Origin of the sequence: Mucilaginibacter gotjawali (assembly GCF_002355435.1) — a bacterium.
In the GTDB taxonomy this organism is placed as follows: Bacteria; Bacteroidota; Bacteroidia; order Sphingobacteriales; family Sphingobacteriaceae; genus Mucilaginibacter; species Mucilaginibacter gotjawali.
The window spans coordinates 2,621,452-2,635,833 of record NZ_AP017313.1 but is presented as its reverse complement, the minus strand read 5'-3'; the positions used below and the strand labels follow the sequence as shown (position 1 = coordinate 2,635,833).

Below are 14,382 nucleotides of genomic sequence, written 5' to 3'. Positions count from 1 at the left end.
AAATTATTTGAGCACTACCTCAACTCTCTAACCTCCCAACATTACAACCTTCCAACAACTCATCTCTAACCTCCAATCACTAATTAACCCTTTTTGAACTTATCCGCCAGCATTTTCAGCATGTCCTCGTTTACAGGTTTGGCCGGTGTTTCGTCTTTGGGTTTAAAGGGTTTGCGTTCAGGCGCGTTGTTGTAGTTTAGTTTAGGGGAATATGGTTTATTCGCCGTTTCGGTTTTAACGGGTGCTTTGTTTTCAGTAACCGCAGCAGTTTGTTCAGGCTGCTTTTGCTGCACAGGTTTAGGTTGCCTTTCAGCAACTTTCTTTGCATTCCAGCGGTTGTAGATCTCTTCCAGTTTCCGTTTGGTATAAAGCGGGAAGTCGCCCTGCATCATCCACGAATAATAACTTGGTTCTATCCTGAAAACTTCCTCCACCGTTTTCCCTTTGTGTTTACCAAAATTAAAGATCTCCTCGCCGTCATCATTAAAAACCATCCGGCCTGCAAAATCAACGGGGCGGTTAAGGTTGGTAAACTTATGTAAGGCCTCAATATCATTAACAACCGGAACCTGTTTGTTACCTTTTTTATCTTCCCATTCGGTGTTTTCGTAGCGGGCAACCTGCGCAATCAATACTTCCATGGTAGCGCGGGTATCGGCCTCGGCCGAGTGGGCATTGATGATCGGTTTATCGCAATAAAACTGGTAGGCAGCCTTCAACGTACGCTGTTCCATCTGGTGAAATATATTCTGAACATCCACAAAATGACGTCCTTCCAGGTCAAACGGAATCCTGGACCTCAAAAACTCCTCCATCAGCACTGGGATATCAAACTTATTTGAATTATAGCCCGCCAGGTCGCTGTCGGCAATAAACTCAGCAACGGATTGACCAACCTCCTTAAATAGCGGTTCATCTTTAATATCCTCATCATAAATACCATGTACCAATGATGATTCAAGCGGGATGGGCATACCGGGATTGATCCGCCAGGTTTTTACCTCTTCGCTGCCATCAGGAAAAAGTTTAATCACTGATATTTCAACAATACGATCGGAACCGATATTGGTACCTGTAGTTTCAAGATCAAAAAAAGCCAACGGCCGCTTTAAGTTTAATTTCATCAGAAGGGTATTTGTTTTTATTACCGGTTGGAATTTACGCCAAATTTTTTAAATATGCACTCTATTTATCACCAGGCTTCTTTTGCCCCGTTTCAATGCCGCAAAAGTCATAAAAAGAATTTGTACAATAAATTTTTAATACCATTTTAATTTATTTAATTGTACCATCATTTTAACCCCTCCTAAATTGAATTAAATTAATGAGAACCTTCCTTATCCTGGTGCTTTCTTTTTGCTTTGCACAACTTGCCGCCGCGCAGGATTTCCCTTACGGCCAGATTTCAACCGATGAGCTTAACATGAAAAAGTACGCCAAAGATACCTCGGCGCACGCCGTGGTTTTGCGCGAATACGGCAAAGCGCAGATTGTTGTGGCAAATGATGATAACCTTAAAATAATGTTTGAGTACCATGTTAAAATAAAAATTTTTGACAATAAAGGATTCGACGAAGCTACAAAGATGGTCTCCCTCCAAAACAACGATGAAAATTCTGATGAAGTTGAAAAAGTAACGGGTACCACTTATTTTGCAGGCAGCGATGGCAGCATACAAAAAGCCGAGTTTGATCCCAAAAAAGTTTATACATCAAGGGATGATAAATACCAAAGCACCTTTAAATTTACCCTGCCCGCATTAGTGGATGGCTGTGTAATTGAGTATACCTACCGATTGGTTTCGCCGATAGGGATTCATCTTTATGAATTTCATCCCTGGGCATTTCAAAGTGATATACCGAAGGTTTATTCCGAATTCGAAGCAGTTATACCCGGTCACTTTAATTATAATGCGTCGTTAAGGGGCTTTTTAAAACTCACAAAAAACACTTCTTCAGTTTTAACGGGCTGTTTTTCAACCCACGGGGCAGCCAGCGATTGTTCGGATATTATTTATGCGATGAGCGATATTCCGGCTTTTATTGAAGAGGACGATATGACGTCGCCAAAGAATTATCTTTCAGAACTTTCGTTTGACCTAGTGGAATTTACCAACCCCTACACGGGCACTGTGGTTAAAGAGACAAAAGAATGGAAGGATATTGATTATCTCTTGAAATCCAGCTTTGCTTTTGGCGGGCAGCTAAAGCACAAAGATTTGCTTAAAGACAGGATTTTACCCGTCTATGCCGGCAAGACGGACGATCTGGAAAAAGCAAAAGCAATTTATGCGTATTTGCAAAAATGGTATAAATGGAATGAATATATCGGCAATGGAAGCGATGGCGTTAAAAAAGCTTTCGAATCACATACCGGGAGTGTTGGTGATATCAATATGTCTTTGATCATCGCGCTGAATGGCGCCGGCATAAACACCGAAGCTGTATTGCTATCCACACGCGATAATGGTTTGCTGAATGACCTTTACCCGGCTGTAAACAAATTTAATTATATTATTGCCAAAGCAAACATTGGCGATAAAAGCTATCTGCTTGATGCCACCGATCCTTTGATGCCCTTCGGTATGTTACCTTTAAAATGCCTGAATGACAGGGGGCGCGTTTTTAGCCTGGATAAACCCTCCTACTGGATAGATTTAAACCTCCCGCAAAAAGAAACCAGCACCAGCATGATGGATCTTACTTTGCAGGATGACGGCAAAATTAAAGGCACTATTACAAATTATTCGATAGGTTATGAAGCCTATAAAAAAAGAGTGGCTATTAAAAAATTTAATACAACAGATGAATATGTTGAAGATATTGCAGGCAAATTCCCCAAATTAAAAATACTTAAGTCCGAGATCACTAACCTGGATAGTTTAGATAAGCCGGTTGTGGAAAAATACGAGGTGGAGATCAATATTTATAACAAGATGGGCGCTGGCAGTTTAACCTTTAATCCATTTTTCTTAGACCGGATGACAACCAATCCCTATAAACTTACCGAACGCTCGTACCCGGTTGACAGGGGAATGCCCGGCGATTACAGGACTACTTTACTTATGCACTTACCGGCACAATATGTTGTGGATAATCCGCCAAAAGCCGTAGGGATTGCGTTGCCCAATAACGGTGGTCGGTTTTTAACGGACTTCCAGGCCTCAGACGACAATACATTTACTTTTTCGCATATTATCCAGCTCAATAAATCTATTTACAGTTCGCAGGAATACCCCTACCTGAAAGAATTGTATAACAATATCATCCAGTCAGAAAAAGCAGAAATGGTATTCAAGAAGAAATAAACCTTTACTGTCATGAAAAAAAACTTACTTATCCTTTTTGCCCTGCTTTGCTTAAACAACCTTTTAAAAGCGCAGGATTTTCCATACGGAGCCATTTCGGATGAAGAAATGGATATGAAATCGTATCCGAAAGATACTTCGGCGCATGCAGTTGTACTACGGGAACATGGCCTGGCAAGCATTGAAGTGGTTACCGGGGAACGAATAAAACTGGTTTTTGAGTACCATGTTAAGATAAAAATATTTGATAACAAAGGATTTGACAGTGGCACGGTGGAGCTGCCGGTATACAATTATAACGAGGACGCCGATTCCTACGAAACCATTGAGGAATTAACAGGCGTTACTTATTATACCGATAACAATGGAGCAACACAGAAAGCCGAGCTTGAAAAAAACAAGGTATATGCTGAAAAAGAAAACAAAAATGTAATGGTATATAAATTTGCAATGCCGGCAATGAAAAATGGTTGTGTTATTGAATACCGGTACCGCATGTTTTCGCCATACCTTGAAAATTTTCATCCATGGCAGTTCCAGGATTTTATCCCCAAAATATATTCGGAATTTGAAGCGCACATTCCGGCTTACTGGCGGTACAATGTTTCGCTAAAGGGCGGGTTAAAGCTGGCAAAAAACACTTCATCTGTAGAACGAAACTGTTTTTCTGTAGATGGGGGCGGGAGCGGCGATGGCAGGGTAAGTACAAGCGTTGATTGTTCGAAACTTATTTTTGGAATGAGTGATGTGCCTGCTTTTATAAAGGAAGACTATATGACTTCTGCCAGGGACTTTTTCTCGACGATAAACTTCGAACTGGCTGAAGAAACCAACCCCTACACGTTTGTAAAGGTAAACGTGAATAAAGAATGGAAGGATGTGGATCTGGGCCTTAAAAAGTACTTGTATTTTGGATCGCAGTTGAAAAAGACCGCCTTGTTTAAAGATCGTTTGGTGCCCGTAACTATTGGCAAAACTGATGACCTTGAAAAAGCAAAAGCAATATACAGCTATGTAAAACAGCTTTTTAAGTACAACGGGCGGCGGGGAAAATATAGCGATGAAGGCATCGCAACCGCTATTGACAAACATACCGGCAACGATGCAGATATTAATTTCTCGCTCATCAATGCGCTAAACGCCGCAGGCTTTAACGCAAAAGCCGTATTAATATCAACCCGCGAGCATGGCAAAGTAAATTCTCTTTACCCGGTTGTTAATGATTTTGACTATTTAATAGCACGTGTCGACATAAATAACCAAACCTACCTGCTGGATGCCACCGACCCTTTGCTACCCTTTGGTATGCTGCCCATGCGCTGCTTAAATGGCCGCGGCCGGGTTTTTAGTATGGATGGGCCTTCGGAATGGATGGATTTAAATTTGCAACAGAAAGAAAAGAGCACGCGCACGCTTGATTTTACTTTGGGTGAAGATGGTAAATTAAAGGGAACAGCTATTATCTATTCAACCGGGTACGATGCCTATGAAAAAAGATCAGCCATCAATAAATTCAACTCAACAGCTGATTATATTGACGATTTCAAGAGCAAATCTTCAAAAATAAAAGTGCTTAAAGCCGAGATCACCGACGTTGACAGCCTGGACAAGCCGCTTATTGAAAAATATGACCTTGAAATCGACTTGTTTAATAAGGCTACCGGCGCAAATGACCTGGCATTCAACCCGTTTTTTTGGAATAAAATAGATGTTAACCCTTTCAAACTGGCTGAGCGAACCTACCCGGTTGACATGGGTATGCCCTCTGACGAAAGGTTAACATTAACCATACATCTGCCTGAACAATATACGGTGGCAACGCCGCCGCCCGTAACGGGTATAGCCATGCCAGGCAACGGGGGTAAGTTTATTACGAATTACGAGCCTGGTGATCACTCTTTTACATTTTCACATATCATCCAATTTAATAAACCCGTTTACGACGTGAATGAATATCCATACCTTAAAGAATTTTACAACAAGATTATCCAGTCAGAAAAAGCAGAAATTTTATTTAAGAAAAAATCATGAAACCTGTATTACTTATGATATGCCTGCTGACAGGTTTTTTATACGCCGGCGCCCAGGATAATTATGATGCAAGCCTGATCCCAAAGGAGCTGCTTGCCCATGCTAGTACAGTGATCAGGGATCAGCAATTGAGTGTCAGGGTAGAGAGCCTGGATAATACCATTGTGCAGGTGAAATCGGCCATAACAGTTTTAAATAAAAATGGCGACGAAGATGCAGAAATTGTCCTTGAATACGACAAAAGCAGGGTCATTAAATCGGTTAAAGGCATGATATTAAATGAGTTTGGGAAGCCGATTAATAAGTTTTCTGAAGGCGATTTTGAAAAACAAAGCGCCTGGGATGGCTTTTCACTCTTTCTTGATGATAAAATTAAATATTACAAGCCGGCCGTCAGCCAGTATCCATACACCGTTGTGTATGAATACGAAATGAAATTAAAACAATCCCTTGCTTTTCCCCAATGGGAACCGGTACCGGGCTATGGTATTGCTGTTCAGAAAAGTTCATTTACATTCACCTGCGACAAAGGTTTTAACATCAGGTATAAAGAAAATAACTTCCACAATAATTTGATAAAGATTGAGAAAAAAGCGGAAACTAATACGTATAGCTGGAGCGTGAGTAATTTAAAAGCCGCTAAAACCGAGCCTTTTAGCCCATATTATAAAAATGTAATTCCTTACGTGCAGGTGGCGCCCGAAAAATTCAGGTATTATGGGCTGGACGGTTCATTCACAGATTGGAAAACGCTGGGCAAATGGGAATATGATAAACTGCTGGCCAGCCGCACTGAACTGCCTGCAGGCACGAAAGAACATGTGCAGGAATTAACCAAAGACATCGCTGACCCCAAATTAAAAGCAAAAAAAATTTATGAATTCATGCAGGGTAAAACCCACTATGTAAGCGTACAGGTGGGGATTGGGGGAAATCAGCCTTTTTTGGCTTCAGATGTAGATCAGCAAAACTATGGTGACTGCAAAGCGCTGGTAAATTATACCCAGGCTTTGCTGAAGGCCGTGAATATCGACTCATGGTATTGTGTTGTAAAATCAGGCAGAAGGTACAAAGTGAATTTATTGAATGATTTTGCCAGTATGGACCAGGGAGATCATATTATTTTATGTATCCCGTTTAAAAACGATACCACATGGGCCGATTGCACCAGCCAAACCATACCTTTTGGATACCTGGGGGATTTTACCGACGACCGCAATGTTTTAGCCTGTACCCCCGAAGGCGGCAAACTGCTGCACACCCCAAAGTACTCCGTAGATGACGACCTGGAAAAGCGCAAAGCTGACTTTGTAATCAATGGTGATGGCGGGTTATCCGGAGCGATGACCACCACTTTTTACGGGGCCAATTATGATAACCGGGATGAAATCGTTAATGAGCCCGTAAAGGAGCAGTATAAAATAATCCAAAAGATCTACCCGATAAATAACATGGATATCCTTGGCCTTGATTTAAAACAGGATAAAAGCTTTAGGCCTTTTACAACCGAGAGTATTAAGCTTAGCGCACGGGATTACGCCTCCCTAACCGATGGCAAATGCTTTTTTATGATCAATTCTGTTAACCGGATAGAAGAGCCGCCAAGGCAGGTACCCAACCGAATGAATGACGTTTGTATTAATCGCGGATATACAGATCTTGACGACATAACCTACACGATCCCGCCCGGTTACCACCTGGAGAAAGAACCCTTAAATGTAAAGCTTGACAAACCGTTTGGAAAATTTACCGCCACGATGGAACTTAAAGGTAACCAGCTTACCTACAGGCGTAAATTCCAGTTATTTGACGGCACGTATAGCAAAGAAACGTATCAGGACCTGGTCGACTTTTTCCAGGATGTGGTGGATGCAGATGAATATACCGTTAGTTTGGTAAAAAGTTAAAATTGCCGCAGCAACTATTTGCTGAAAATGATGAGGCCGAGGATGATGCCTATGATCATAATCACATAGAGCAGAATTTCGTTACCTGCGAAACGTTTATATTTTGTCCAGAAACTGTATTTGTCTTTTTCGTCTGCCATGATGAGGCAAAGTTAACAAAATTATGCCTGATTATTTACCCGGCGCTGAATTTGGGTCCTGCGCAATGACAGAGCCGCAGCGCGAAAAATATTTATAGGTATAAGGATCATGCAACCGGGTGATGGTTACCCCTTTTGTTGAGCTGGCATGAACAAAATAGCCGTTCTGCAGGTAAACGCCCACATGGCTGAATTTTTTGCCGTCGTAATCAAAAAATATCAGGTCGCCTTCAACCAGTTCTTCTTCATACTTGCGTTTAATAACATTGATCTGTTCGCCGGTTGAGCGCGGGATCTCCACACCAAAAACCTGCGATTCAAGCAATTGCGCCAGGCCCGAACAATCAACACCGCTTTTATCCTGCCCTCCGAAATGGTAAGGCGTGCCCATCCAATCGTCAATAAATTCATAAAGCCTGCCGTTTTGGATATCACTTTTCTCCACCCCCATTATCGCCGAATATTTTTCAGCAACGCTAAGCTGCGGCTTTACCACCTCGCCCGGTTCGCCGCGCATAGCTGCCCTGCGCGAATGACAAGAGGTCAATACCGCAGTAAAAGCCAGCAAAATGCAAAAAAGGTAAAGCGTTTTTTTCATCCGCCTAAAAATACGGCTAAACACCCCAAAAGGTTACATAAAGGTTTTTAACATGTTAACATGAGAGGAAGTCCGGAAGTCAGTAAAGTCGGTAAAGTCCGAAAGAAAGCGGTGAAAGAATCCTTAATCCAGTTTTTAATTCCGAAATCGAAATTCCGAATTCCGAAATAAAAAATCGTAATTCTAAAATCGTAAATCCTCTTACCCTTTAATCACCCTTTGTATCTCATCCAGCTTCATCAGGGCTTCAACCGGCGTTAAGGTATTTACATCAAGGTTATTTAGCGTATCACGAATTTTAACTAAAACGGGGTCATCTATGGAGAACATCTGCATCTGTACGGCCTGTTTCTGCACTTTGCGGATACTTTCTTTAATGTGCTCCCCCCCTGTCCGCTCGGCTTCCAGTTTTTTGAGGATCTCGTTGGCGCGGCTCAATACTTTTTGCGGCATCCCGGCCAGTTTGGCCACATGGATCCCGAAACTATGTTCGCTGCCGCCGGGCACCAGCTTGCGCAGGAAGATGATCTGGTGGCCGATCTCTTTTACCGATACATTGAAATTTTTGATGCGACTGAAGCTATTGCTCAGTTCGTTCAACTCATGGTAGTGAGTGGCAAACAGTGTTTTGGCCCGGGCTTGCGGCTGGTTATGCAAAAATTCGGCAATTGACCATGCGATGGAGATCCCGTCATAAGTGCTTGTGCCCCTCCCTATCTCATCCAGCAGGATCAAGCTCCTGTCAGACAAGTTATTGAGGATACTTGCTGTTTCATTCATCTCCACCATAAAGGTAGATTCACCCGACGACAAGTTATCCGATGCCCCCACACGGGTAAAGATCTTGTCCACCAGCCCTATAGAGGCCGCTTTGGCAGGCACAAAGCACCCCATCTGGGCCATCAGTACAATGAGCCCGGTTTGCCGCAGCAAAGCCGATTTACCGGCCATATTGGGCCCTGTGATGATAATGATCTGCTGTGTTTCCGAGTCGAGGTAAACATCATTGGTGATATACTCTTCGCCCAGGGGTAGTGTTTTTTCAATCACCGGGTGCCGCCCGCCTTTGATGTCAATTAAGCGGCTGTCGTTTACTTCCGGTTTTACGTAATAATTTTTGATGGCGATGGTGCCAAAATTCAACAATACATCCAGCCTGGCAATCAATTGAGCGTTCAATTGTATTGGTTTAATATACTCAGCCAGCGAATACACCAAATCATTATAGAGTTTTGTTTCCAATGCCAGGATCTTTTCTTCGGCGCCTAATATCTGCTCTTCGTATTCTTTTAATTCAGGAGTAATATAGCGTTCGGCATTCACCAAAGTTTGCTTCCGGATCCATTCTGAAGGCACCTTATCCCGATGACTATGAGTAACTTCCAAATAATACCCAAACACATTGTTGAAGGATACTTTTAAAGAGGGGATGCCGGTTGTTTCCGCCTCCCGCTTCTGGATCTCCAGTAAATATCCTTTGCCCCCAAAAGCGATCTTCCGCAGGCGGTCAAGCTCTTCATTTATCCCTTCGTTCATTACGCCACCTTTTACCAGCATCACAGGTGGTTCGGCGCTCAGCTCTTTTTCAATCTTTTCGCAAATCAGCGTGCAGGGATTAAGCTGCGCGCTGATGGCCTGCAAAGGCAGGCTTGGCGATGTTTCGCCCTGCTTTTTGATCAGGCCAATGGCATTCAGCGCTTTTTTCAGCTGGCAAACCTCGCGGGGGTTGGCCTTCAGCAGGCCAATTTTTGAGATCAATCGCTCCAAATCGCCTATCAGGCGGATATTTTGTTTCAGGCTTTCACGTAATTCTTCCTGTTCAATCAGGAATTCCACCACATTCAGCCTGTCGTTGATCGGTTTGATCTCCTTTAACGGCATCACGATCCAGCGCCTCAGCAAACGTGCGCCCATCGGCGAGCAGGTTTGATCAAGCACTTCTACCAGGGTATGCGCATTTTCATTAGCCGAGCCCACCAGTTCCAGGTTACGCACACTGTAACGGTCGAGCCAGAGGTAGCGGTCCTCCTCTATCCTGCTGATGGCCGAAATATGCTGCAGGTTGCGGTGTTCGGTCTCATTAAGGTAATGCAGCGCCACGCCCGCGGCTACGATGCCCAGGCTCAGCTTATCGATCCCGAAACCTTTTAATGATTTTACTCCAAAGTGTTTCAGCAGCACCTCATTGGCGTAATCGCCGCTGTAGGGCCATTCATCAAGGGTGTAAGTATAAAAGCGGTCGCCAAACAGTTCTTTAAAATCATGCCGGCGGCTTTTGGTATAGATCACCTCGCTTGGCGAATAACTTTGCAGCAGTTTATCAATATAGCTGCTGCTGCCCTGCGCTGTTAAAAATTCCCCGGTGCTGATATCTATAAACGCTACCCCGATGCTGTTTTTATCAAAATGCAGCGATGCCAGGTAGTTGTTGCTTTTTTGGTGAAGAATATTGTCGTTGATGGCTACACCCGGTGTAACCAGTTCCGTCACCCCGCGCTTTACAATAGTTTTGGTAGCCTTGGGGTCTTCCAGCTGGTCGCAGATCGCCACCCGCTGCCCTGCCCTAACCAATTTTGGTAAATAAGTATCCAGGGAATGGTGCGGAAAACCCGCCAGCTCGATATGCGTAGCAGCCCCATTTGCCCTTCGGGTAAGCACAATCCCTAATATTCCCGCTGTTTTTATCGCATCCTCGCCAAAGGTTTCATAAAAATCACCCACGCGAAAAAGCAATAAGGCGCCAGGATATTTGGCCTTTACCTGGTTGTACTGCTGCATTAAGGGTGTTTCTTTCCCGGTTTCCTTTGCCAATTTTCTGTTTAGTTAAAAGGGTTGTAAAAGTTGTAAGGGTCGTAATTGTTTACCTTTTAAACAATTACAATCACTCCAACTTCGCCCCCAACCAAACGGTAAAGTTAATGCGTTAAGCCGTTTATAACCGCTTTGTGGAAAAATGATTGTTTTGTGGATTACTCTGTCCGAAATATTGCACTTCCCGAGCTGACTAAATTTCGACCTACCGGGAAACTACCAGGGCTATCGCTTTTAAAGAGGAGGCTCCTTTGGAGCCTTAAAAACAAATTCGATTTTTCTATAAACAGGCCGCTCCTCCGGAGCTAATGTTAACGTGCCTGTCAGACTCCGTAGGAGTCCCGTGTTTATAGAAAAATAAAATTGAAAAGTATGGCTCCAGGGGAGCCTCCTCCCGGTTGCTTTATTTAAAAAGCGATTGCCCTCGGGAAACTATTTGAGCGCTATATTCTTAAAGTATTTTTTAAAAATCGCCTTTACCTGGTGCCTTTGCTCGCGGGTGGGCACCGGGGTGTCGATGAGCGGATAGATCATCCCCATGCTATCCCATTTATGGCGTCCCATCTGGTGAAAGCTTATTATTTCAACCCGCTCAACGGTTTTGTAATTGGTAAAATGGCGGCACCACTCTTCAATATATTCCGGCTGGTCCGTCCATCCCGGAACCAATACGTAACGCAGCCACATCGGCCGCCCGGTCGACTCGCGGTAAGCGGCCAGTTCAAGCGTGGTTTTGTTGGATAAACCGGTTAGTTTATGGTGCCATTCATCGTTGATGTGCTTCACATCCAGCAATAATATATCGGTATATTCCAGCAGTTCGTGCACTTCGGCATTGTTCAGCCTGCCATTGCTATCCAGGCAGGTATTGATGCCCTGTTCATGCAGCAGTTTAAAAAATGTGATGAGTTTACTTCTCTGCAGCAAAGGCTCGCCGCCCGAAACGGTGACGCCGCCTTCGGCGCCAAAGTAATTTTTTTGCTGTACGGCCCGCTTTACCAGTTCGCTTATTTCAACCAGCATACCGCCTTTAACGTCAATCGAATCGGGGTTATGGCAATACACGCAGCGAAACTGGCAGCCCTGTACAAAAACCACCATCCTTACGCCGGGGCCGTCATGCGTGCCGAATGTTTCCAGCGAATGGATCCGCAGATGATCCGGGTCATCAATATTTAATTTCGCAGCTTCAATATCCTGTAAAGGGAAATATATCATAAGTTATCCTTTTGCTTAAAAAAAGCCGGGCTGTTTTGCAGCCCGGCTCCTATAAATATACATTTTAATTTAGCAACTACATACATTCATGGAAAGTACGGGTAATTACTTCCATCTGGTGTTCTTTTGAAAGCCTTACAAAATTCACAGCGTATCCGGAAACGCGGATGGTTAACTGCGGGTAATTTTCGGGGTGATCATAGGCGTCGAGCAGGGTTTCCCTGTTCAAAATATTCACATTCAAATGGAAACCACCTTGTTTAAAGTACCCGTTCAACGTGTTCACCAGGTTGGTTACCTGTTCTTCCGGTGTGTAACCCAATGATTTTGGCACCATGGTAAAGGTATTTGAAATACCATCCTGTACATCGTTATAATCCAGTTTACAAACAGAATTTAAGGAGGCTATAGCGCCGCTGCTGTCACGCCCGTGCATGGGGTTGGCCCCGGGTGCAAAAGCTTCCCCTTTTTTCCTTCCGTCAGGTGTGGCGCCGGTATTGGTACCATACATTACATTTGAAGTGATGGTAAGTAATGACAAAGTAGGCGTAGCATTTTTATAAGCCACATGCTTGCGAAGTTCAGTAACAAAAAACTTAGTTATTTCTACAGCTATATTGTCAACGCGATCATCATCATTACCGTATTGAGGATATTCCCCTTCTATTTTAAATTCAACAGTCAGGCCCTTTTCGTTTCTAACCGGTGTTACCCTGGCGTATTTAATGGCCGCCAATGAGTCGGCAATAATAGAGATCCCGGCTGCGCCGTAGGCGATATCCACATGCGGGTCAGTATCTATCAGCGCCATCTGGGCGCGTTCGTAGTAGTACTTATCATGCATATAATGGATAATATACATGGCTTTGGCATATACCCTGGCCAGGTCCGATAAACTGCGTTTAAACACATCAAGTACCAGGTCGTAATCCAAAACACCTTCAGGCAGTTCAGGAATCTCTTTTAAAACTTTCACTCCTTCCTGTTCTTCGCGGCCGCCGTTTAATGCCAGCAATAAAACTTTTGGCAGGTTGGCCCTTGCACCAAAGTGCTGGATGGATTTACCCACTTTCTGGTACGAAACGCAGCAGGCAATTCCGTAATCATCGCTACCCCTGGTGGTACGCATCAGGTCGTCATTTTCGTACTGGATTGAAGAGGTATCAATAGAAACCTTTGCGCAGAACTCTTTAAAGCCTTCTGGCAGGTTATCAGACCATAGTACAGTTAAGTTTGGCTCAGGAGATGCCCCTAAATTATACAGCGTTTGTAAAAAACGGAAAGTAGTACGGGTAACCTTGGTACGGCCGTCGTTTAAGAAACCGCCTAAGGCTTCGGTTACCCAGGTAGGATCGCCGCCGAAGATCTCGTCATACGAAGCCGGGCGTAAGTGGCGGATCACGCGTAATTTCATTACAAACTGGTCGATCAGTTCCTGTGCGCCTTCTTCATTCAATACACCTGCCTTTATATCCCTTTCAATAAAAATATCAAGGAAAGAGGCCACGTTACCCAATGACATGGCAGCACCGTCCTGCTCTTTAACTGCAGACAGGTAAGCAAAATACAACCACTGAACGGCTTCAGCTGCATTTTCTGCCGGCTTTTTTAAATCAAAGCCATAAGCGGCGGCCATTTCCACCATTGCTTTTAAGGCATTGATCTGTTCGCTGATCTCCTCACGTAAACGAACTTTATGGTCGGTCATTTCGCCGTCAACCCTTTGCAGGTCGGCTTTCTTAAAGTTGATCAATTGGTCAACGCCATATAAAGCCATCCTGCGGAAGTCGCCGATAATGCGGCCACGTGCATAGTTGTCGGGCAGGCCGGTTAAAACGTGGTGTGAGCGGAAAGCACGGATCTCGCTGTCATAGGCTTTAAATACTGATTCGTTGTGATTTTTAGCGTAGTTGAAAATTTCATGAACCTTAGGAGAAATTTTCATACCATGTTCGCTCAACGCTGATTCAACAAGCTTGATCCCTCCGAAAGGCTTCATTGCCCTTTTCAGCAGTTGGTCTGTCTGCAGGCCAACAATTACTTCATCGTCCTGTTTGATATAGCCAGGACCGAATGCGGTAATGTTAGATATAGTTTCGGTATCAATAGCCAAAACACCACCATTTTCGCGTTCTTTTAACAGCACTGTTTTGCAGGCGTCCCACAGCCTGGTTGTTTTTGCTGAAGGACCGGCAAGGAACGATGCATCGCCGGTATAGGGAGTTATATTTTTTATAACAAAATCATAAACATTAATGGTTGAATTCCATGCACCCGGAATAAATGGGATAGTTGTTTCTTCTGTTTTCATTTCATAAATTTTATACCTCAAAGCTATGGTGGGCTTGTACTACAAAAAGTGCGCAAAAT

General features: G+C 43.8%; 9 protein-coding genes. 3 read left to right on the top strand and 6 right to left on the bottom strand.

Annotated elements, in window-relative coordinates:
* Positions 1–83: 83 nt before the first annotated feature.
* Positions 84–1,124: a 3'-5' exonuclease gene (locus MgSA37_RS11820; RefSeq protein ID WP_096352145.1), complete on the bottom strand. Its 1,041-nt coding sequence runs from the start codon at positions 1,122–1,124 to the stop codon at positions 84–86.
* A gap of 200 nt (positions 1,125–1,324) precedes the next feature.
* Here MgSA37_RS11820 and MgSA37_RS11815 point away from each other — a divergent pair, with 200 nt between their 5' ends.
* From MgSA37_RS11815 to MgSA37_RS11805, 3 genes are read left to right on the top strand one after another with little or no spacing between them, the layout of a single operon-like run.
* Positions 1,325–3,307 (top strand): transglutaminase domain-containing protein, encoded by a 1,983-nt coding sequence (locus MgSA37_RS11815; protein WP_096352143.1) that lies wholly within the window; start codon positions 1,325–1,327, stop codon positions 3,305–3,307.
* Between the two features lie 12 nt (positions 3,308–3,319).
* Entirely contained in the window at positions 3,320–5,338 is a 2,019-nt protein-coding gene (locus MgSA37_RS11810; RefSeq protein WP_096352142.1) for a transglutaminase domain-containing protein, read from the top strand.
* Positions 5,335–7,245, top strand: a complete 1,911-nt coding sequence (locus MgSA37_RS11805; protein ID WP_096352140.1) for a DUF3857 domain-containing protein — start codon at positions 5,335–5,337, stop codon at positions 7,243–7,245. Before MgSA37_RS11810 ends, MgSA37_RS11805 begins: the two co-directional genes overlap by 4 nt.
* Before the next feature lie 14 nt (positions 7,246–7,259).
* Here the strand turns inward: MgSA37_RS11805 and MgSA37_RS29390 are convergent, their stop codons facing one another.
* The 5 genes from MgSA37_RS29390 to pflB all read right to left on the bottom strand — a co-directional run bounded on the left by MgSA37_RS29390 (position 7,260) and on the right by pflB (position 14,323).
* Positions 7,260–7,385 (bottom strand): hypothetical protein, encoded by a 126-nt coding sequence (locus MgSA37_RS29390; protein WP_260146635.1) that lies wholly within the window; start codon positions 7,383–7,385, stop codon positions 7,260–7,262.
* A gap of 31 nt (positions 7,386–7,416) precedes the next feature.
* On the bottom strand, positions 7,417–7,983 hold the full coding sequence (locus MgSA37_RS11800) for a C40 family peptidase (protein WP_096352138.1): 567 nt from the start codon (positions 7,981–7,983) through the stop codon (positions 7,417–7,419).
* Positions 7,984–8,184: 201 nt separating this feature from the next.
* Positions 8,185–10,794, bottom strand: coding sequence for a DNA mismatch repair protein MutS (gene mutS, locus MgSA37_RS11795; protein ID WP_096352137.1), 2,610 nt, complete (start codon positions 10,792–10,794; stop codon positions 8,185–8,187).
* 432 nt (positions 10,795–11,226) lie between these two features.
* A complete protein-coding gene (pflA, locus tag MgSA37_RS11790; RefSeq protein WP_096352135.1) occupies positions 11,227–12,012 on the bottom strand; it encodes a pyruvate formate-lyase-activating protein in 786 nt (261 codons plus the stop codon).
* A gap of 76 nt (positions 12,013–12,088) precedes the next feature.
* Positions 12,089–14,323: a formate C-acetyltransferase gene (gene pflB, locus MgSA37_RS11785; RefSeq protein WP_096352134.1), complete on the bottom strand. Its 2,235-nt coding sequence runs from the start codon at positions 14,321–14,323 to the stop codon at positions 12,089–12,091.
* Between the last annotated feature and the right edge of the window lie 59 nt (positions 14,324–14,382).

Coding starts and splice junctions, on each gene's coding strand:
- MgSA37_RS11820 (WP_096352145.1), bottom strand. CDS start 1,124: ATGAAATTAAACTTAAAGCGGCCGTTGGCTTTTTTTGATCTTGAAACT.
- MgSA37_RS11815 (WP_096352143.1), top strand. CDS start 1,325: ATGAGAACCTTCCTTATCCTGGTGCTTTCTTTTTGCTTTGCACAACTT.
- MgSA37_RS11810 (WP_096352142.1), top strand. CDS start 3,320: ATGAAAAAAAACTTACTTATCCTTTTTGCCCTGCTTTGCTTAAACAAC.
- MgSA37_RS11805 (WP_096352140.1), top strand. CDS start 5,335: ATGAAACCTGTATTACTTATGATATGCCTGCTGACAGGTTTTTTATAC.
- MgSA37_RS29390 (WP_260146635.1), bottom strand. CDS start 7,385: ATGGCAGACGAAAAAGACAAATACAGTTTCTGGACAAAATATAAACGT.
- MgSA37_RS11800 (WP_096352138.1), bottom strand. CDS start 7,983: ATGAAAAAAACGCTTTACCTTTTTTGCATTTTGCTGGCTTTTACTGCG.
- pflA (WP_096352135.1), bottom strand. CDS start 12,012: ATGATATATTTCCCTTTACAGGATATTGAAGCTGCGAAATTAAATATT.
- pflB (WP_096352134.1), bottom strand. CDS start 14,323: ATGAAAACAGAAGAAACAACTATCCCATTTATTCCGGGTGCATGGAAT.